We start from the raw sequence: 17,286 nt of genomic DNA, 5'->3' as shown, positions 1-17,286 counted from the left end.
TGTTCTCCTCCTCTCACCTATTTTTTTAGCTATTCTTCTATAATCGTTAATGTCAACATATCTACAATTGTCATTAACAGTAAGAAACCGAGGATTGTTAGTGAAATGATTAGTTGATCGACTTGATTAACAAGCATAATAACTACTGTGAAAAGTAGGAACAGCCAAATCACAAAAAAGATCTTCACTGAAATTTTATTGACATGACCGCAGTTATGGCACTTAATTCGATTAAAAACTTTTCTTAAAACACTTAGCCGTGACATCTCCTGACCACAAGAGACACAGTTTCGGTTCCTCATCATGTCCCTCCTCTTTTGTAACCTTGTATAAACCACTCTACGCTTCTTCCAAATGAAACAAAGCTACCTCAATTAGGGCATCCATCAAAAGAAACAGCAATGAAATGAGTGCAACGATTAATGGATCTCGAATGACTAACGCAAGCACAATAAAACCAATTGTCATTCCAATCCAGATGAAAAAGCTTAATCGATTTGCAATTTTATTCTTTCGCCCGCAATTCGGACATTTCACTGTATTAAACGTTCTACGTAAGGCATTCCAGCTCGACATCTCGTAGCCACAGATCGCACAGGTTCGATTTCTCATAACCTTCCTCCTGATCTAAACTGATTCCGATGCAGCTCATTCTACTTAAGCTTAACATATCCCCTGCCCCGTTTCAGTAAATCTTGGAAGTCAATGGATAATTTATCTACTCCACCTGCATACTAAAAAAGATGTGGCAATTGGGCTTCATTTGAGCTTAAATCTTGATTTACCTTATGAATAATTATCCTTGTATAGTAAATGGTTGAGCGTTTACATAGCAGTCTGACGAGGTTAGCTATTTGTTTGCCACAGATGTGCGATACTTCAGTCTTTAGCGCACAAAGACTAGGAGATAAGATAGAGACAAGGGTGATGAAAATGTTGTCCTCTAGACAAAAGAATATACTTGCAAAACTGTTGGAAAGCAATCAGTTTGTCACAATCGAATTTCTTGCTAAATGGCAAGATGTAAGCGCTCGAACGGTTCGCTATGACATGGATAAGATTGATGAGGCAATTCAACCATTCGGTGCGGCCATTCATCGTATGCCTGGCAAAGGCGTATTGCTTCGTGTAAGTGATACAAAGCGGCCGCTGCTCTTTGAACTTGCCGAACGTACAACGGATGCTTCTGATAAAGATTCACAGCTATTAATGATGGGGCTTTATATGACACTCAAGAGCTCGTTTACGATTCAAGAGTTGGCTGACGTCTTTTTCTTAAGTCGTTCTAGCATCCAGAAGTACATGCCGGAAGTGGAAGAATGGCTTGATTCATTTGACCTTCAAGTCGTAAAAGAAGCGTGGAAAGGGCTTCAAGTGATTGGGACTGAACGTAGCATCCGCTATGCGCTGTATCAAATGCTGGGCGAAAAACAAACCGATTTAGAGCGGGTTGAGCAATGGCTTGCGATTAAAGGCGCTGACAAAGAACTTGTCCAAAGTTGGTTGCGCTCGATTCAAGAAGTCCGTGGCGTTCAATACAGTGAAACATCCTTAGCCATTTTTTGTCTCTTTCTTTCTTGGTGGCAGCAACAGCTCAAAACCGAACATTATGTTTTTGTACCAAAAGACGATCGTCATAAGAGTCGTTTCCGTCTTGGAGCTATCGAAACGGCGATTGAAGAAAGGACGAAAGACAGTCGGACGCGCTTACATGAAAGTGCTTTCCTCGATGACTTATTTGATCAAGCTAAAGTCGTTTCCTACAGTAGAGAGGCCGCTAGTTCTGATCATTACGAACGAGAAATTGCGTTCTGTAGGCAGCTGCTCGCTCAAGTTTCGAGCGTATTGCAAACGGATCTTGAGTCCGATGAGAAGCTATTGCACGACTTGACGCATCATGTAAAAGCGGCGTTTAAACGAATGGCGCAAGGGATCGAAATTGATAACCCGTACACAGAGGAAATTAAAGTACGCTATCGTGCGATCTATGAAATGGTCTTTCAGATGACCAATGACATGGGCTATCGGTTAATTGCCGCGGAAACGGCCTACATTACGATGCATATTAGCGCAGCATTTGAACGCAGTCGCAATCGCACGTTTTTGCCTACGGTCATTGTCGTTTGTTCATCAGGCTTAGCTGCTTCGTCGATTTTAACAACGAAACTAGAGCAGATCGAACCAGGTTTCCATCTCATCAGCGTCGTGAATACAGCTGATTTAGAGCGAGTGCTTGAAGAAAGTGAGCCTGACTTTGTATTAACGACACAGGAGTTACCGTCCTCACTTGCACCAGCAGCAAAACGCTTTCGCGTCAGCCCGATTTTGAGCGACGACGACAAACGGTTGATCCAACACGAAGCGCATAAAATTATAAACCGCAAACAGCTGGCGCGCTTCAATGAATTGTATGAGAAAGCAACGCTGATTGAACCAACTTTATTTGACGAAAAGGTTCACCGGGCATCAACGAGTGATTGGAGAGAAGCGATTACTTTAGCTGCATCTCCACTGCTTGAAGCAGGCTATATCGGTCGGCGTTACATTCAGGAAATGATCATGTCCGTTGAACGTAACGGAACGTATATGGTCTTTCTGCCGCGAATGGCTTTCGTTCATGCCGGACCAGAAAACGTTCACAAAGAAGGCATTAGCATGACCGTACTGGAGCAGGAAATCGACTTCGGTGACTTAAATCCTGAGCGTGTCGATATTGTCATCGTGCTCGCCATGCAAGAAGCGCATAACCAAGATTTTTTACAGCTGTTTCACTATCTAGAAGATCATTCATCCAGAGAACAACTCTTGGCAAAATGGAGTGGGAGAAAGGACGCGACATCATGACAGCATGGATAAAGAAAGAACATGTTGCGCTTGGCGTACAAGCAAACAACTGGGAGGAAGCGATTCAAGCTTCAGGTGCATTACTGCTAAAAACAGGAGCGGTCACGACGGATTACGTCCAGCAAATGATCGACTCAGTTAAGGAAAACGGTCCCTACATCGTTATCGGACCTGGAATTGCGATGGCACATGCTCGCCCTAGCGAAGCGGTAAAAGAAGATGCGATTTCACTCGCTGTTCTAGAGCAAGCTGTTTCATTCGGAAGCGAACAAAATGATCCCGTCGATCTCATTTTTTCCTTCTCGGCAACGGGCGCAGACTCTCATTTAAAAATGATAGAGCGCTTGTCGCATGTCTTAATTGACGAAGAAAAAGTCAATCAGCTTCGTCAGGCAACATCGATAGAAACGATTACAAACTTAAACTAATTAAAGGGAGCGATTTAAGATGGCAAAATTAAAAATTATGACAGTATGTGGTTTCGGATTAGGTTCTTCAATGGTGTTAAAAATGAATCTAGACGGCGCCTTAAAAGAATTAGGTATTGAAGCGGACGTCTTTACAGGTGATGTCGGTTCAGCACAGAGCACACCAGCTGATTACATTTTCACAAGTAAAGAGTTAGGTGAAAAACTAAGTAGTTCCGTCAGCACGCCGGTTGTTATTATTAACAGCTTTGTGAACAAAGCGGAAATCAAAGAAAAAGCACAAGAGGAAATCCAGGCTTAATTCGCCTGGATTCCATTTAAAAAGGGGGTTATTTCATGCAAGAAGTGATGAATTTTTTCATTGAGATCATTCGAGAACCCGCCATTTTTCTAGGGTTAATTGCACTAACGGGTTTATTGCTACTGAAAAAAGACTTTTCTTCCATTGTTTCAGGAACAGCGAAAACCGTTATCGGTGTCGTGATCTTAACACAGGGTACGAATATATTAATGAGTTCGATCGCACCACTAACCGAAGGCTTTAATGTCATGTACGACATCGACAATCCCGAGGTCGCGCCTGCACTAGGTGCGGACACAATCTTAAGCCAGTACGGCACGCAGATTGGGATTGCGATGCTCGCAGCTTTCGTTATCAACTTACTTGTTGCTCGTTTCACACCAATTAAGCACGTTTTCTTAACGGGCCATATGTTATTCTGGTTCCCGTTCATCTTCGTTGCTGTCGGTGTTGAAAATGCTTTGAGCAACACACAGCTCATTTTATTCGCGTCCATTATGACTGCACTATATATCATTATTGCACCTGCCCTCTTACGTCCATTCGTCCGTAAAGTAACCGGTTCAGATGACTTTATTATTGGTCACCCAACTACGATCCTTTCCCTAATTGCTGGCTGGGTCGGGATGTTATTCGGTACAAAAGGAAAATCATCGGAGGACATTAAGTTTCCTAAATCAACTGAGTTCCTCCGTGAAATCAGCATTACATCTTCCATTACGATGTTCCTTGTTTACATCGTCGTCAGCATGATTATTGGTTTTGAAACCGCTTCTGTTGCATTCGGCGCAGATCAGAACATCGTTATTTACAGCGTTATGCAAGGGATTCTTTTCGGAGCTGGTTTAACAGTTCTGTTACTTGGTGTACGTATGATGCTTGCTGAAATTATTCCAGCATTCCAAGGAATTTCACAAAAATGGATTCCAAATGCCGTTCCAGCACTTGATGCGCCTATTCTTTTCCCGTTCGCACCAAATGCGGTTCTAATTGGTTTCATCGTTTCAATGGTGACATCCGTCGCAACGATCTTCCTAACAGGAAGCCTCGGCGTGTTCAGCTTCGTCATTGTACCACTGACAATTACTTGTTTCTTTGAAATCGGGACTGCGGCCATTATTGGTAACGGAACAGGTGGCTTAAAAGGAGCGATAGCCGGATCAGCCGTAGCTGGTGTGGTGATGATCTTCCTAGTTGGAATTTCCGTCCCTATCTTAAGTGGAACAGCTGCCGATTGGATTGTTATCTTCGGCGGAAACGACTTCTCGCTGTGGGCATTCCTTGGTGATTTAGTCGCAAAGATCTTCCCAGGAGGTTAAGTATATGTCTTATATGAACGATTACTTTAATTCGATTCACACGATTTTAACCGGCATCATGAACGAGCAGGAAGAAAAGCTCGATCAAGCCGCAACAGTGATGGAGGCAGCCGTTGAATCTGGCTGCTCCCTCTACCTCTTCGGCGCTTCCCATGCGGGTATTGTCGCTGAAGACGCTTTCTACCGTGCAGGTGGACTCGCTCTTTACAATCCCATTTTCAGCCCGTCACTCATGCTAAATGTTGAGCCAATCACGCTTACGTCCAAGCTTGAACGCCTGGAAGGCTTCGGCAAGCTTATGCTTGACTCAAAGCCAACAAAAGCCGGCGATGTCCTGTTCATTCACTCTGTTTCTGGTCGAAATCCCGTTGCGATTGACCTCGCGATTGCTGCTCAAGCAAAAGGCATGAAGGTCATTTCTTTAACGAATCTCGAGTATTCAAAAGGCGTTACTTCCCGCCACTCTTCAGGGAAACGACTGTTTGAAGTCAGCGACATTATTATCGACAATCTCGGTGAGCCTGGCGACGCTGCTGTAAAAATTAGCTCGCTCTCGCAAAAAGTCGCTCCGACCTCGACAATAGCCGGTAGCTTCATCATTCACTCCATTACGCTTAAGCTGATTGAAAAGCTTGAAGAAAAAGGCAAAGACGTTCCTGTCTTCCGCAGCGCCAATCTCGACGGTGGCGACGCTTATAATGAAGAGATGATGAAGAACTACAAAGGACAGATTCACTATATGTAAGGAAATAAAGAAAACCAGCCTATGCGCTGGTTTTTTTACGTTCTTTTCATTATGAATTTGCTACTTATATAAAGAAAGACTCCAACTAAAACATAGATCCACCACTCAATCATAATTACAGGACCAAAAGATGGCATAAATGCCATCACAAGAACTACAGGGGAAAACAAAAGTGCGCCAAACAAACCAGCTTTTACGAACATTTTTTTCTCACTCATTTTTTGATCTTCTGTGAATAAGGATCCACGAATAAGAGAAAAGATCATTTTTACAGCAAACGGGATAGTTATAGCCATTAAAAAAGCAACTAATAAGGTATTACCAACCTCTAAAGCTTCTTTTCCTTCTGTAAAAAATGGCAGAATAAAATTAACAAGCCCTTTAATGATTACTAAATAGGCTAGCATATTGGTAAAGATTGACCCAATAAAAACGACCCTACTCTTTTTGTTCTCAGAAGGTAATTGTGCAATCAGTTCGTCTGCATACTCTTTCGGGTTTTCCCCAAACAAATGATGCGCCGATCTCCCCTCACTTTGTGCGTCTAGTAAATGGTCTAAAATATCCATCAATAACTCTTCAGCATCATGCTCGGACACTCGTAAATCAGTCCGAAAATACATTAAGAAATCCTCATATAACTGCTTATTAACATCCGTTAATGACTCACGTTTCGTATTGTTCTGTTGAATTAACTGTTCCGTATGTATCATGTCATTTCCCTTCTCCCTAGAAGTTCGTTTACTGGAAAAACGATTTCATTCCACTGATTAATGATTGTCTCCAGTTCGACCTCTCCTTCTTCTGTCAGGTAATAATATTTTCTTTTGGGCCCAGACGGTGACTCTTTTAATTCACTATAAATGAAGTTTTTTTTCTGAAGTCTCAACAACACAGGGTAAATTGTGCCATCACTTATTTCTGGGAGCCCCACTTGTTGAAGTCTCAATGCAAGCTCATACCCATAAACGGCTTCCTCTTTAATAATCGTCATGATGCATGCATCTAATATTCCTTTAAGGATTTGAGTCCTCGACATTCTCACACCTACTAACTACTTGGTAAAACCAATTAGTGAATTAAAAATCAACTACTCGGCATTACCAAGTAGTTGATTTGATTTTAAATGAAGTTGTTTTAAAAAGCAAGAGAATTTAAAAAACATCTTTGAATGAATTCATTTATACTTCTCAAGCACTTTCTCATGCAAAAGAACATAATGGTCATCTTCGTAAGGAAGCTCACCTTCTGTATACTGGATATCTGACAATAGGTGCTGCCCTTGATAGTGACCTACGATTTCATACAGCTTCTCAGAAGTAAGATCAATTGAAAAGGCATCCGCGGTTTCTACATCTGCGATTAACCGCAAAAACAGAATGTATTGCTCGCCTTCTTCAATTGGAACATAACCTCCAAGAGAATAGATCGTCCGTCCGGCTAAATTTGTGTCAGTTGCAAAAGGCTCAACAATCGCAAATGATTCCTCAGCGTTGCCTTTATACACGTCAACCAAATCGATATCACTCACCGTATACCAGCTCAAAGGACCGCCACCATGGTCATAGTCAATAAATTGCCTTTCTACTCCACTCTTCGTTCCCTTCACAATTAAATCTGCCCGTTCTTCCATCTCTTCAAATCCATAGAGGTGATAGTCTGCCTCTGTTGCAACAACAGCTGGGTTGAGCCATGAATAGAGAACCATTCCTCCAATTACCAAACAACCAGCACTAATACATGTAAAAGCAGCTGTTCGTTTTCGCATGGTTAATTGGTGTTTTCTTCCGGTTGATCACTGTACCATTCATAAGCAATGTAGCCAAACAAAAATCCTGCGCCAGCTCCGTATCCCATAATAGAAAACATCTGAATATCAAAAAATAAGCTAATGATAATTGAAACAAATACACCAGCGAGCATACCCAATGGAATTAAGCTGTCTAACAACGTCTGTGCACTTGTTGTTTCCTTCTTACCTAACGTGCCCCGCTTATACTTATGTTCCAATCGTTTTATGACAAATACAACAATACTAGCAGTTACTAAGAGAGGAAAGACAGCGCGCCCAATATCCAAAATCGTTTCCATGTCATCAGTCTCCAATCTTCTTACTATTCCTTACATTCTAACATAATCTTGTTCAAGGGAAAGATACACGTCACAATCTCATTGTTTTTCCCTTTCCGGCTATGTTAGGGTTAGAGAAACCTTCAAAAAAGGCAGGTGTTCGACATGGACGCACTTCAGCTCGGTCTCTCCATTCTTTTTGCCCTCTTCTTTATTGCGCTTGCTTTCCAACTCATCCGCTTGATCTCTGACAAATACTTCGGTGATGTTTATCAACGACTTTGGTCAAAAGTAACCACCGCTATTCGTAAAAGAGACTAACGTCAGCTCACTCTTTTTCTTTATAATCCATTGATTTAACAGAGATAATCGTCACAAACGCTGTTAAACAAATAATGGCGGTCGATACGACAATTGCAATTGGTAGCGTCATTTTCATTTCACTCCTTTAACAGTCATTTCCATTAATTTTACTGTACTTATATAGACTAAAAACCTGACTCCAGTCATTATTTGTAAATAATCCAAATGACTGAGGTCAGGTTTTTGTTAATTATCCTATCGGAACGAAATTGCCCATTGTGCATTTTTGCCCATTGTGCAATAATTATTTTTGGATTAGGATTGAGAATCCTAAGGAGAGAGGTGAACATACTTGACTGATGATCGTCTAAGAGAACAGAAGAAACTCCAAACAAAACAAACCTTAGCAGAATCTGCCTTTTATCTAGCCAAAGATAAAGGTGTAGAAGGCTTTATTGTGGAGGACGTAGTTAAAAAAGCTGGATTTTCCCGCAGAACATTCGCAAATTATTTCTCCTGTAAGGAAGAAGCTATTGCGAGTGCTTTTTATATCGGCGACTCACCGTTAGACTTTCGAGTAACGATTGAAACGGAAAAAATAAATCCAGTCGATGCCATTCATTTGTTTATAAAACATAGCTTTTCATTAGAAAAATTAAATCGTTTATATGACCTCATGTATATGTCAAAAGAAAACCCGACGTTGCGCCTTTATGTGAACGGAACGCTACATGAGGTGCAGACTTTTGCTAAAGAGGGATTAAATGAAGCCTATGGAGCAACCTATTCTAAGCTATATTTTCATATGTTGCTTGGAGCTGTTTTTGGCGCTTTACTTCCTTTATTTGAAGAGGAAATGGTTATCGAGCTTCCACTTGCAGAGCTAAAAACAAAAAAAGATCATCCTTTTTTTGATTATGTTGATCAAATTTTTGAGCAGTTACGTAAAGGTTTTTAATTTAAGAAGATAGAGAAAAGGAGATTTTCATGTCGACATTATTTTATCGGATCGGGAAAGCCGCGTACGCTAAACCTTGGTTATTCATAGCCAGTTGGGTCGTTATCCTCGGTGTTGTGATTTCCGTATTAGCTACAGCCGGAGTCAATATTAGTTCAGAAACAAGAATTGACGGAACAGAATCTCAAGACATTCTTGACCAATTAGCTGACGATTTCCCAGTGGCATCAGGGGGACAAGGAAGTTTTATTTTTCATACAGATGAAGAGACAACCGTTGATGCTCCAGAGCATATTGAGCCGTTAATAACGGCCATCCAGTCGATTTACGAACTTGATTTCATTGTTAATCCGATGGATATGCTTGACCAAGGACAAAGCAGTCTTGGGCAGGAAGAGATGGCTCAACTTATGCAGCTTATGCCAGAGAGCGACACCACTCATCGGCCCCTAATCGTTCAAGATTTTCCTGTACCAGGTGTCATGATTTCTGAGGATGGGCAAACAGCACTCTTTCAGTTTCAAATGACAGAACAAGTTGAAAATTTATCCGATGATGAACTAGACCAATTAGTAGCTTACGCTGAACTAGCAGAAGAAAACACAGACCTGCACGTTCTCCCTTCTGGTACATTAATCCCTGTCGATATACCTATTGGCGGTACACATGAAATCATCGGACTTGTTATTGCAGCAATTGTTTTAGTAGTTACCCTTGGTTCATTAATTGCTGCTGGGTTCCCTTTAATTGTCGCTCTCGTTGGCGTCGGTGTAGGTGTTGGCGGAACATTTGCCTTATCGAGTCTATTTGAAATTAATAGTTTGACCCCCGTTCTAGCGTTAATGGTTGGATTAGCAGTCGGGATTGACTACGCTCTATTTATTGTGAACCGACAAAGAAAACTAATTTTAACTGAAAATCTACCCGCAAAAGAAGCTGCAGCTAGAGCTGTTGGAACGGCAGGTAGCGCCGTCTTTTTTGCTGGTTTAACCGTCATCATTGCGTTGTGTGGGCTACTTGTGATTGGCATCTCATTCTTAAGCAGTATGGCACTTGTTGCTTCAATGACCGTATTTTTAGATGTGCTCGTTGCCCTAACATTATTACCAGCTCTGCTTGGTTTAGCTGGGGAACGCATTGTGACGAAAAAAGCGAGACAGCGGTATGCTAAGAAAGACCATAATCAACCGTCCTTTGCCGATCACTGGATTAAAGGGTTACTTAAAGGAAAGTGGCTTGTCGTTGCGCTTGTCATTCTCATTTTAGGTACATTAGCTGTTCCTGTTGCACAAATGGATTTAGGGATGCCTTCTGGCGCTAGCTCTAACCTCGACACCGTTGAGCGCCAAAGCTACGACCTTATTACTGAAGGATTTGGTGAAGGGTACAACGGAACTCTTGCGATGGTTGCTGAAGATCAGGGCGGTTCAGCTATTGAAATTGAAGACTACCTTCAATTAATGACTAATCTTGCTAATTTAGATAATGTCGTCGAAGTATCACCTGGCGGACTGAATGAAGCCGGTACAGTTGGCATTATTAGCATCACACCATTACATGGTCCGACTGACGCAGAAACAAAAGCGTTAGTTGAGCACTTAAGATCCACGGATTCAATAACGGAAGGAACCAACCTTGATATAGGAATTACAGGTTTAACTGCGATTAATATTGATGTCTCTGAAAACCTGTCTGAAGTCTTTCCTATTTATATTGGAATCATTGTCGTTCTCTCCTTAATTATCTTGCTTGTCGTTTTCCGCTCGCTCATTATTCCTATTAAAGCGACGGCAGGCTTTCTGTTAAGTATCCTAGCCACTTTTGGAATTACAACGGCTGTGTTTCAGTGGGGGTGGTTTGGTTCACTGTTTGGGATTGACACAGGAGGCCCATTGCTAAGTTTTATTCCTATCATGGTAACGGGAATTTTATATGGTTTAGCGATGGATTATCAAGTGTTTCTTGTTTCATCAATGCGAGAAGCCTACGTACACGGTGATAAAAAAGATGCTGCTATTAAAAATGGGTATTCCTCAGCTAGTCGAGTCGTTGTAGCCGCCGCTTTGATCATGGTATCCGTATTCTCAGGGTTTATTTTCACTGATGATATTATGATCAAACAGGTTGGATTTGCTCTGGCTATCGGAATCTTAATTGATGCGTTTCTTATACGGATGGTATTTGTCCCTGCCGTCATGTCGATGTTTGGTGATAAGATATGGTATTTACCTAAATGGCTTGATAAGATCCTACCGAATTTAGATATTGAAGGGGAAAAGCTAACCGCTTCTCTTGCCAAAGAAGAAAAACAACAGAAGCAATAAAATGAAAAAGAAGCTCTTCGAATTTGAAGAGCTTTTTTTGACCTCTTGAAAAGCTACTTACAACACATTCACAACTGCTTCACCATCCGATCAAGCGAAAACGAGCCTTTTTTTATCTTTCCTGCTACTTGATAACCAACTCGTTCATACAGCTGTCGTGCTTTGGGATTGTCTTCGCGAACCGTTAATGAGATTTTTGTACATGACTGCTCTTTTGCTAGCTCTTCAGCTTTTGCTAACAGAAGCTTTCCGATTCCAAGCCCTCTGCTCTCAGGTAGCATCGCAATTGAGCCAATATGGAATTCATCTTTTTTGCCTTCTTCCATCGTCATAATCCCATATATCGAGCGGATGTTTTTGACCGCATAAACGATCATCTCCATTCGTCTAATTGATAATATTTGTTTTGCGGTTGGTAACCCTAATGAATCCAAGACTGGCGTTGGATAACAGGTTAGAATGCCAAGCGTCTTCTTCCCTTGCTTCGCTTCGTAAGCAAACTCATGACTGAAGCGATTGTTTTTCTGCTGCCAGAGCGCCCCCATTGTTTCCTCAATAACCGTTTGATTCGTTGAACCGACGATCGTATGCGCCATTGTTCCAAGCGCCATTGCGTTTAGTTGACCTCCAATAATGGAGGAAGGTGATGCTTTTATAATTTGAATTGAACCGGACACTTCTACCACCTCTAACCATCATTTTACTTATATCGTATCAGTATGCACGTTTATCAACAAAAAAAGCCCATCGCTTTTCCGATGAGCTACTGATTTTGCTTAATTCAATTGATTTACCGCGCGTCTTACCGCTTCACTAACATCTTGTTGATGCTCAGACGTTTGCAGCAATGACGCATCATTCGGATTCGTTAAATAACCAACCTCAATTAATACGGCGGGCATTGTTGTATCACGAAGCACTTGAAAATTAGATTGATAGATTCCACGGGAATTGCCATTGCTAAGTTGGCTAATTTCACTCTCAACAGCTCTCGCCGCCGTGCTTGATTGATAGTAATGTGTTTCAAAGCCTCGAACGCTTGATTGCGAGAAGCTATTGGCGTGAATGCTAATAAACAAATCAGCTTGCGCTTGATTGGCTTGGTTGACTCGACTTGCCAACGAAACAAATTCGTCGCCTTGTCGCGTTTCAACTACATCAATGCCGTCTGCTTCCAGCGTTTGCTTCAGTTGATCATTGTATGCTTTGGCCACATGTTTTTCTTTCAGACCATTGGCTACCGCGCCAGGATCATATCCACCATGTCCAGCATCAAGAACAACGGTCATTCCTTGCTCGGTGACTGGCTCAGCATTGACCGGAGCTGCCGTAGCTGACTGTAAGAAATCTGCATATACATATCCGACAGAACCGTTATACGTAATCTGCGCCCAGCCGTCGTTCCGTTCAATAAATTCAATCGGTGTCCCACTACTAAGTTGACCGCGAATAGCCGCTGAAGATTGAGGTCCCGAGCGAACGTTTAAGCCATTAGGAGAAGCAACAATACCTGATCTAGCTATTGAATTCACACCTTGTTCAGCTGTTGAAGAAGTCGTTCCACTAATATAAGACTTGCTTACATAACCAAACTGCCCAGCATAGGTAATTTTTAGCCATTCTGATGAAGTGGTAAAGTATTCAATCCGCTCACCTGGTTCTAACTTACCAAGAATAGCGCCTTGATCCGACGGACTATCTCGTACATTTAACGGTGCGTTACTCTCAACAACCCCTGAATGTGTCGACGCATCAACAGGACTTCCGCCTAGAAAAAGAATGAACAGCATGAATGATGTAGCGAAGAATAATTTCAAAAAACGGTACATTCTTTCCCTCCTTTAAACACTCTTTGTTCATTTGCCATATTATTATATTTTTAAACTCTATCTTTCTAACAATCTGACAAATTGTTTTACAAAGCATAGCAAAGAAGCGCTAGAATTGATATAGGCTTTTTGAAGGGGAGCGGTTTCAACTAGATTTGTTCCAACTGAGTGTCAAATTTCTCTTAAATCTAGCAGATTTCCACATATTCCTATTGTTCAACTCAATTCAAAAAGAGGTCAGCCTGAACGATTTATTTATATAGACGTTCCTCTACGTTCTACATTAAGATGCAAACCACATAAAAATGGCATAGCTCTCACATAGCTATGCCACTCATACTACTTTAGTTAATTTCAGTTAAGGTTAATCGTCTTTTCGTTTTTCATCTTAATTAGCGAAGGAACAGATCCTACTGCACATTCCGCTTTGGCTATTTAATGCGATGTCCCTGTCATCTACTGCAAGATATAGATGGCACTTGTTTAAGGGCTCGTCGCGCCACCAACTCTTCCCCTCAATTGCCACAGAAACATCGCTACTCGTTAAATTGTACTGTTTTAGGAATAATGTAAAGCAGTAAAACCGAAACGAGCACGGCCGCCACAGCTGATAATATCCAAGGTAGCACATTTACTTTTTCTTCCACCGGCACTACATGACGTGCCAATACTTTCTCCTCTGCGAACAATCCGGCACTAGAAGCTACATTTCCCTCGTGGTTTGCTTCAGCACTACTCGCAAATAAGGTATCTTGAAGCTCTGTGTATGTTTCTTCTAATGGCTGCGTAAATGTGAGAATTTTTTGTTCTTCAGGCACTCTAATTTCCCGCTGTTCCGCTCCTGGTTTGTATTGACGGAGCTCTAACAGCACTTCCCGCTCTTTGTAAACACCAGGTTCCACTCGTTCTTCCTCGGCATAGCTTGGCATTCCCGAGAACAGGAGCAGCGCGACACATGCTCCGATCCCGGTAACCAAGGTCTTACACTTCATAAACGTCATCCTCTTCTTTTTTTCGATTCATGGCCAGATGACGAATGATTGGTACTGCAATCGTTGTCGCTGCAATGAGAGCCAACGGAAGCAGACCTGCAAGAAACGCATTTTGCGAGCTTGCTTGAATGGAAATATAGAGCTCCGCAATAGGGTTATTCGTGCGGAAGTTCGGCATCGCCATAGCAAGAAGCGGGCTTGTAAAGAATAGGACGAACGCGACGCTAAGTAGCCATCCAACCCACGGACCAGCCATGAAGGCAACGCGGATAAGGCCAGCTGTTGCCATAATCAAGAGAACCGTAATAATCGTCCATTGAATCGACTGACTTTCACTCATCGTGTAAATCGATAATCCATAAATGCTAATAACTAGGCCGACAATGATCGATAAAATGCTAAACAATGAGAGATTGACCAAGATTGGCACCGAGCTATAATTGTGGGTCAAAAATCCAATCAACAAGCTTGATAAAAGCACAATGACAAGCACAACGATTGGTGGTGTGAGCCTCTCAACTGGCCCCGTTCCTTGCTCTCCACTTACACCAACTGGGTTGGAGAGATGGTTATAGACATAATCATTGTGAAGTCCATCTGTCAGAGCATTGGCTAAAATGGTATGAATGTCCTCGTAAACAAGTTCCGTTGTTTCAACGTTGTCCGACCATCTCGAGTTCAAATCATCCGATTTGGCTTGAACTTCCGTTACATTGCTGTGGAGGTCTTCTGTTTGGGCAATAATATCATCTTGACGGTTGCTAAGAGATTCAACTGCCACTCCCAATTGTTGAACTTCTCCTAAAGACGTTTGTTGATTGGAAACAACCATTTGCCCATTTAAACCATCGACAGGCGCCGGGTCTACATTAACGTCTCCAAAGCTTTCAGATAAGTTCGCACCAATAGCGTTACCCGTTTCCACAATTGCCACTACTTCTTCAAAAATGGCTTGTTGTTCCTGAGTAATGTCTTGCTCCAACTCGTTCAGCACATTATTTGCTTCCACAACAAATTGATTAAACTCTACTTCCGCTTCCTCTACAGATTGTTGGGCTTCATCTAGCTGCGTTTGGTTGTCCATAAACGAATTGACTGATTGTCGTGCCCTCTCAATGGTAGCTTGAACCTCGCGAACACGATTGTCATTTTCAACAATTTCGTTAATCCGGTCTTGATTTAAATTGCCTTGCTGACTATACGTCCAATCCAATACGGCCAATTCACCATAATAGGACAATAGTTCTTGTACATTCCTTGACTGAATTGGGCTTTCAATCACGGACGGCGATGCATTAATTCGGTTGAAAACGGCTTGTTCTTGCCTTTCAACTTCCTCAATCACTGGATTAATCACTTGCTCTTCCAGTTGCTCAACATACTCTTCCAAAAGTGATGCATAGTCCTCAAGTTTTTCCACATAGTCGAGAAACGCCTCAGTCTCTTCTCTATGATCGTCAATTCTCCACTGAGCAACTTCTAACGTCGATTCCATGCTTCCCAACAGTTCCATTGCTCTTGTCCATACACCTTGTAGTTCATCCTGAGGAAAATTGACAAACACTGCGCGGTACGGTGTAAAGGAGAGCGCTTCATTTAGATCTTCTTGCTCTTGCCCATCTTCAGTGGTTTCCTGTTCAGGCTCTTCTTCTACGCTACCGTTAGTCTCTTCCTCAGCAGGAGGATCTATTGGCGGTGTAGGGGTTTCCTCATCCCCGTTTCCATTATCAGCACCATCTTCTGGTTCGGATGGAGATGGTCCGTCATCATCATTGCCATCTCCTGGTTCAGGTGAAGGTGGAGGATCGTCCCCATCTCCCGGTTCAGGCTCATTATCCTCTCCATTTTCCGGGTTTGGCTCCGGATCAGGATCTGGATCTGGTTCAATGTCGCCAGGGTTCAATCGACCGACTAGCTTTCCTATTTCAATAATTGTTTCTTCTACTTCGTTTAAAAGATCTTCATCGATCGGCTCAAGCGCTTCTTCTGGCTGTTCGGGACGAGGTGGGCTTTCCTCTGGAAGCTCGTCCGTTGATAAGTTGTAACGCACATTTAACGTTTGACGGAACTGCGCTACTGCCAATTCTTCTTGCGTTGCATCTGCATACTGTTCGATCAGTTCAAACTGTGCATTTGGGATGCGATTAACGGCTTCATCTTGGGCAGTATACACTTGGTTAATGTCGCTATTAAATCGATTCACTTCGTCTTTATATGCATAAGAACCAATGGTCCAGTTATTGAGCAACGAAGTGACTCTTTCACCATCATTGGACAATTGCGGCGCAAACACACTCTGACTTTCTTGAACATTTCCACTTCCTGCTTGTAAAGCTTGTTGGAAATCATTCACTGCTTGATTAACAAGCTCGCCATTCTGAGCGTTCGCTTGTTCCATCATCTCTGTTTGCTCATTGTGATAATTCATATAAAGATCCATTGCATCGGTCAGTTCATTAAACCCCTCTTGCGCTTCTTCTAAACTCGCACGAGAGCTTTCCGATAAATCGGTTGTATCCGAAGTAGCAGCAAAAAACTGATCAAGACGGCTTCGCTGCGCCTCAATGTCTTCAGCCAATTCTTGTGAACTTGGCGAGTAAAATGTATACATTTCATTTAAGAAGTCGACTTCTTTTTGCAGCACGTCATTAAAGTTACCTCTGACTCGGTCAACTTCCTCTGATACATAGCGCCAATATTGCGAGCTAATTTGCTGGTTCATTTTTAATTGAGCACTCTCTAACTCTTTTTGCACGCGTTCTTGGTTTTCTGCATTTAAATTATTATACATTTCATAGTTTACACTCGCCTGATTTGGCAGTGAATCTTGAAAAGACATAATGTTCTCAGAAAAAGAGGAATCAATATAGACGATCGCGTCATATTCCTGGTTCGCTAATCCCGCTTGAGCCGAAGCCCTGCCGGCCACTACCCATTCATAATCTGAATCACCTTGCAACGTTGACACAATGTCATTACCTAAAATCAGCGGTTCATTCTCCTCATACTGGTATCCTCTGTCCTCATTAACAACAACCACCTTGCCGGAAGTTGTTAATTCTTCTCTCATCGGTTCTTGTCCTATGTACTGAAAGAAGGCAAAAGGTATGGCGATAATGATTGCTACAAGCAATAACAGCTTGATTATATGTTTTTTCTGCACGTAAACCACC

Annotated in this window: 18 protein-coding genes; 8 read left to right on the top strand and 10 right to left on the bottom strand. The window is 42.1% G+C overall.

The genetic code is table 11. The annotated features are described in order from the left end of the window. Nucleotides 1-29: 29 nt before the first annotated feature. Together JOC54_RS00170 and JOC54_RS00165 are read right to left on the bottom strand one after the other, a co-directional pair. Nucleotides 30-302: a hypothetical protein gene (locus JOC54_RS00170; protein WP_204463524.1), complete on the bottom strand. Its 273-nt coding sequence runs from the start codon at nucleotides 300-302 to the stop codon at nucleotides 30-32. 37 nt (nucleotides 303-339) lie between these two features. Beyond that, complete coding sequence (locus JOC54_RS00165; RefSeq protein WP_204463523.1) at nucleotides 340-612, bottom strand: hypothetical protein; 273 nt, start codon at nucleotides 610-612, stop codon at nucleotides 340-342. Nucleotides 613-927: 315 nt separating this feature from the next. Here JOC54_RS00165 and JOC54_RS00160 point away from each other — a divergent pair, with 315 nt between their 5' ends. The 5 genes from JOC54_RS00160 to JOC54_RS00140 are packed head-to-tail and all read left to right on the top strand — an operon-like array spanning nucleotide 928 to nucleotide 5,637. Further along, complete coding sequence (locus JOC54_RS00160; protein WP_239586512.1) at nucleotides 928-2,844, top strand: BglG family transcription antiterminator; 1,917 nt, start codon at nucleotides 928-930, stop codon at nucleotides 2,842-2,844. Then, entirely contained in the window at nucleotides 2,841-3,272 is a 432-nt protein-coding gene (locus tag JOC54_RS00155) for a PTS sugar transporter subunit IIA (protein WP_204463522.1), read from the top strand. Before JOC54_RS00160 ends, JOC54_RS00155 begins: the two co-directional genes overlap by 4 nt. A 19-nt stretch (nucleotides 3,273-3,291) precedes the next feature. Next, on the top strand, nucleotides 3,292-3,573 hold the full coding sequence (locus JOC54_RS00150) for a PTS sugar transporter subunit IIB (RefSeq protein ID WP_035441175.1): 282 nt from the start codon (nucleotides 3,292-3,294) through the stop codon (nucleotides 3,571-3,573). A gap of 35 nt (nucleotides 3,574-3,608) precedes the next feature. Further along, a complete protein-coding gene (ulaA, locus tag JOC54_RS00145; protein WP_204463521.1) occupies nucleotides 3,609-4,892 on the top strand; it encodes a PTS ascorbate transporter subunit IIC in 1,284 nt (427 codons plus the stop codon). Between the two features lie 4 nt (nucleotides 4,893-4,896). Further along, a complete protein-coding gene (locus JOC54_RS00140; RefSeq protein WP_204463520.1) occupies nucleotides 4,897-5,637 on the top strand; it encodes an SIS domain-containing protein in 741 nt (246 codons plus the stop codon). A gap of 35 nt (nucleotides 5,638-5,672) precedes the next feature. Here JOC54_RS00140 and JOC54_RS00135 read toward each other — a convergent pair whose 3' ends face one another. From JOC54_RS00135 to JOC54_RS00120, 4 genes are all read right to left on the bottom strand, one after another. Then, on the bottom strand, nucleotides 5,673-6,350 hold the full coding sequence (locus tag JOC54_RS00135; RefSeq protein ID WP_204463519.1) for a DUF1129 family protein: 678 nt from the start codon (nucleotides 6,348-6,350) through the stop codon (nucleotides 5,673-5,675). Continuing rightward, entirely contained in the window at nucleotides 6,347-6,676 is a 330-nt protein-coding gene (locus JOC54_RS00130; protein ID WP_204463518.1) for a PadR family transcriptional regulator, read from the bottom strand. The genes JOC54_RS00135 and JOC54_RS00130 overlap by 4 nt, the downstream gene beginning before the upstream one ends. A 138-nt stretch (nucleotides 6,677-6,814) precedes the next feature. Continuing rightward, a complete protein-coding gene (locus tag JOC54_RS00125) occupies nucleotides 6,815-7,405 on the bottom strand; it encodes a hypothetical protein (protein ID WP_204463517.1) in 591 nt (196 codons plus the stop codon). A 2-nt stretch (nucleotides 7,406-7,407) separates the two neighbouring features. Next, entirely contained in the window at nucleotides 7,408-7,728 is a 321-nt protein-coding gene (locus tag JOC54_RS00120) for a hypothetical protein (protein WP_204463516.1), read from the bottom strand. 144 nt (nucleotides 7,729-7,872) lie between these two features. Here JOC54_RS00120 and JOC54_RS00115 point away from each other — a divergent pair, with 144 nt between their 5' ends. The 3 genes from JOC54_RS00115 (at nucleotide 7,873) to JOC54_RS00105 (ending at nucleotide 11,292) form a co-directional block, all read left to right on the top strand. Continuing rightward, nucleotides 7,873-8,028, top strand: a complete 156-nt coding sequence (locus JOC54_RS00115; RefSeq protein ID WP_204463515.1) for a hypothetical protein — start codon at nucleotides 7,873-7,875, stop codon at nucleotides 8,026-8,028. 334 nt (nucleotides 8,029-8,362) lie between these two features. Further along, nucleotides 8,363-8,968, top strand: a complete 606-nt coding sequence (locus JOC54_RS00110) for a TetR/AcrR family transcriptional regulator (RefSeq protein WP_204463514.1) — start codon at nucleotides 8,363-8,365, stop codon at nucleotides 8,966-8,968. 29 nt (nucleotides 8,969-8,997) lie between these two features. Continuing rightward, nucleotides 8,998-11,292: an MMPL family transporter gene (locus JOC54_RS00105; protein ID WP_204463513.1), complete on the top strand. Its 2,295-nt coding sequence runs from the start codon at nucleotides 8,998-9,000 to the stop codon at nucleotides 11,290-11,292. A 68-nt stretch (nucleotides 11,293-11,360) separates the two neighbouring features. Here the strand turns inward: JOC54_RS00105 and JOC54_RS00100 are convergent, their stop codons facing one another. From JOC54_RS00100 to esaA, 4 genes are all read right to left on the bottom strand, one after another. Further along, nucleotides 11,361-11,969, bottom strand: coding sequence for a GNAT family N-acetyltransferase (locus tag JOC54_RS00100; protein ID WP_367617741.1), 609 nt, complete (start codon nucleotides 11,967-11,969; stop codon nucleotides 11,361-11,363). Nucleotides 11,970-12,068: 99 nt separating this feature from the next. Beyond that, the gene (locus JOC54_RS00095; RefSeq protein WP_204463512.1) at nucleotides 12,069-13,121 is read right to left on the bottom strand and encodes an N-acetylmuramoyl-L-alanine amidase family protein; all 1,053 of its coding nucleotides are present in this window, start codon (nucleotides 13,119-13,121) and stop codon (nucleotides 12,069-12,071) included. Nucleotides 13,122-13,657: 536 nt separating this feature from the next. Continuing rightward, nucleotides 13,658-14,113, bottom strand: a complete 456-nt coding sequence (locus JOC54_RS00090; RefSeq protein WP_204463511.1) for a type VII secretion EssA family protein — start codon at nucleotides 14,111-14,113, stop codon at nucleotides 13,658-13,660. Then, the gene (gene esaA, locus JOC54_RS00085; RefSeq protein WP_204463510.1) at nucleotides 14,103-17,276 is read right to left on the bottom strand and encodes a type VII secretion protein EsaA; all 3,174 of its coding nucleotides are present in this window, start codon (nucleotides 17,274-17,276) and stop codon (nucleotides 14,103-14,105) included. The genes JOC54_RS00090 and esaA overlap by 11 nt, the downstream gene beginning before the upstream one ends. Nucleotides 17,277-17,286 lie beyond the last annotated feature (10 nt).

The organism is Shouchella xiaoxiensis (genome assembly GCF_016907895.1).
GTDB classification, from domain to species: Bacteria; Bacillota; Bacilli; order Bacillales; family Bacillaceae_D; genus Shouchella; species Shouchella xiaoxiensis.
The sequence above is the reverse complement of the archived record's forward strand: the minus strand, read 5'-3'. Positions and strand labels throughout refer to the sequence as shown.

Coding starts and splice junctions, on each gene's coding strand:
- JOC54_RS00155 (WP_204463522.1), top strand. CDS start 2,841: ATGACAGCATGGATAAAGAAAGAACATGTTGCGCTTGGCGTACAAGCA.
- JOC54_RS00125 (WP_204463517.1), bottom strand. CDS start 7,405: ATGCGAAAACGAACAGCTGCTTTTACATGTATTAGTGCTGGTTGTTTG.
- JOC54_RS00095 (WP_204463512.1), bottom strand. CDS start 13,121: ATGTACCGTTTTTTGAAATTATTCTTCGCTACATCATTCATGCTGTTC.
- JOC54_RS00140 (WP_204463520.1), top strand. CDS start 4,897: ATGTCTTATATGAACGATTACTTTAATTCGATTCACACGATTTTAACC.
- JOC54_RS00170 (WP_204463524.1), bottom strand. CDS start 302: ATGAGGAACCGAAACTGTGTCTCTTGTGGTCAGGAGATGTCACGGCTA.
- JOC54_RS00135 (WP_204463519.1), bottom strand. CDS start 6,350: ATGATACATACGGAACAGTTAATTCAACAGAACAATACGAAACGTGAG.
- JOC54_RS00120 (WP_204463516.1), bottom strand. CDS start 7,728: ATGGAAACGATTTTGGATATTGGGCGCGCTGTCTTTCCTCTCTTAGTA.
- JOC54_RS00115 (WP_204463515.1), top strand. CDS start 7,873: ATGGACGCACTTCAGCTCGGTCTCTCCATTCTTTTTGCCCTCTTCTTT.
- JOC54_RS00160 (WP_239586512.1), top strand. CDS start 928: ATGAAAATGTTGTCCTCTAGACAAAAGAATATACTTGCAAAACTGTTG.
- JOC54_RS00105 (WP_204463513.1), top strand. CDS start 8,998: ATGTCGACATTATTTTATCGGATCGGGAAAGCCGCGTACGCTAAACCT.
- JOC54_RS00090 (WP_204463511.1), bottom strand. CDS start 14,113: ATGAAGTGTAAGACCTTGGTTACCGGGATCGGAGCATGTGTCGCGCTG.
- JOC54_RS00130 (WP_204463518.1), bottom strand. CDS start 6,676: ATGTCGAGGACTCAAATCCTTAAAGGAATATTAGATGCATGCATCATG.
- JOC54_RS00150 (WP_035441175.1), top strand. CDS start 3,292: ATGGCAAAATTAAAAATTATGACAGTATGTGGTTTCGGATTAGGTTCT.
- JOC54_RS00165 (WP_204463523.1), bottom strand. CDS start 612: ATGAGAAATCGAACCTGTGCGATCTGTGGCTACGAGATGTCGAGCTGG.
- ulaA (WP_204463521.1), top strand. CDS start 3,609: ATGCAAGAAGTGATGAATTTTTTCATTGAGATCATTCGAGAACCCGCC.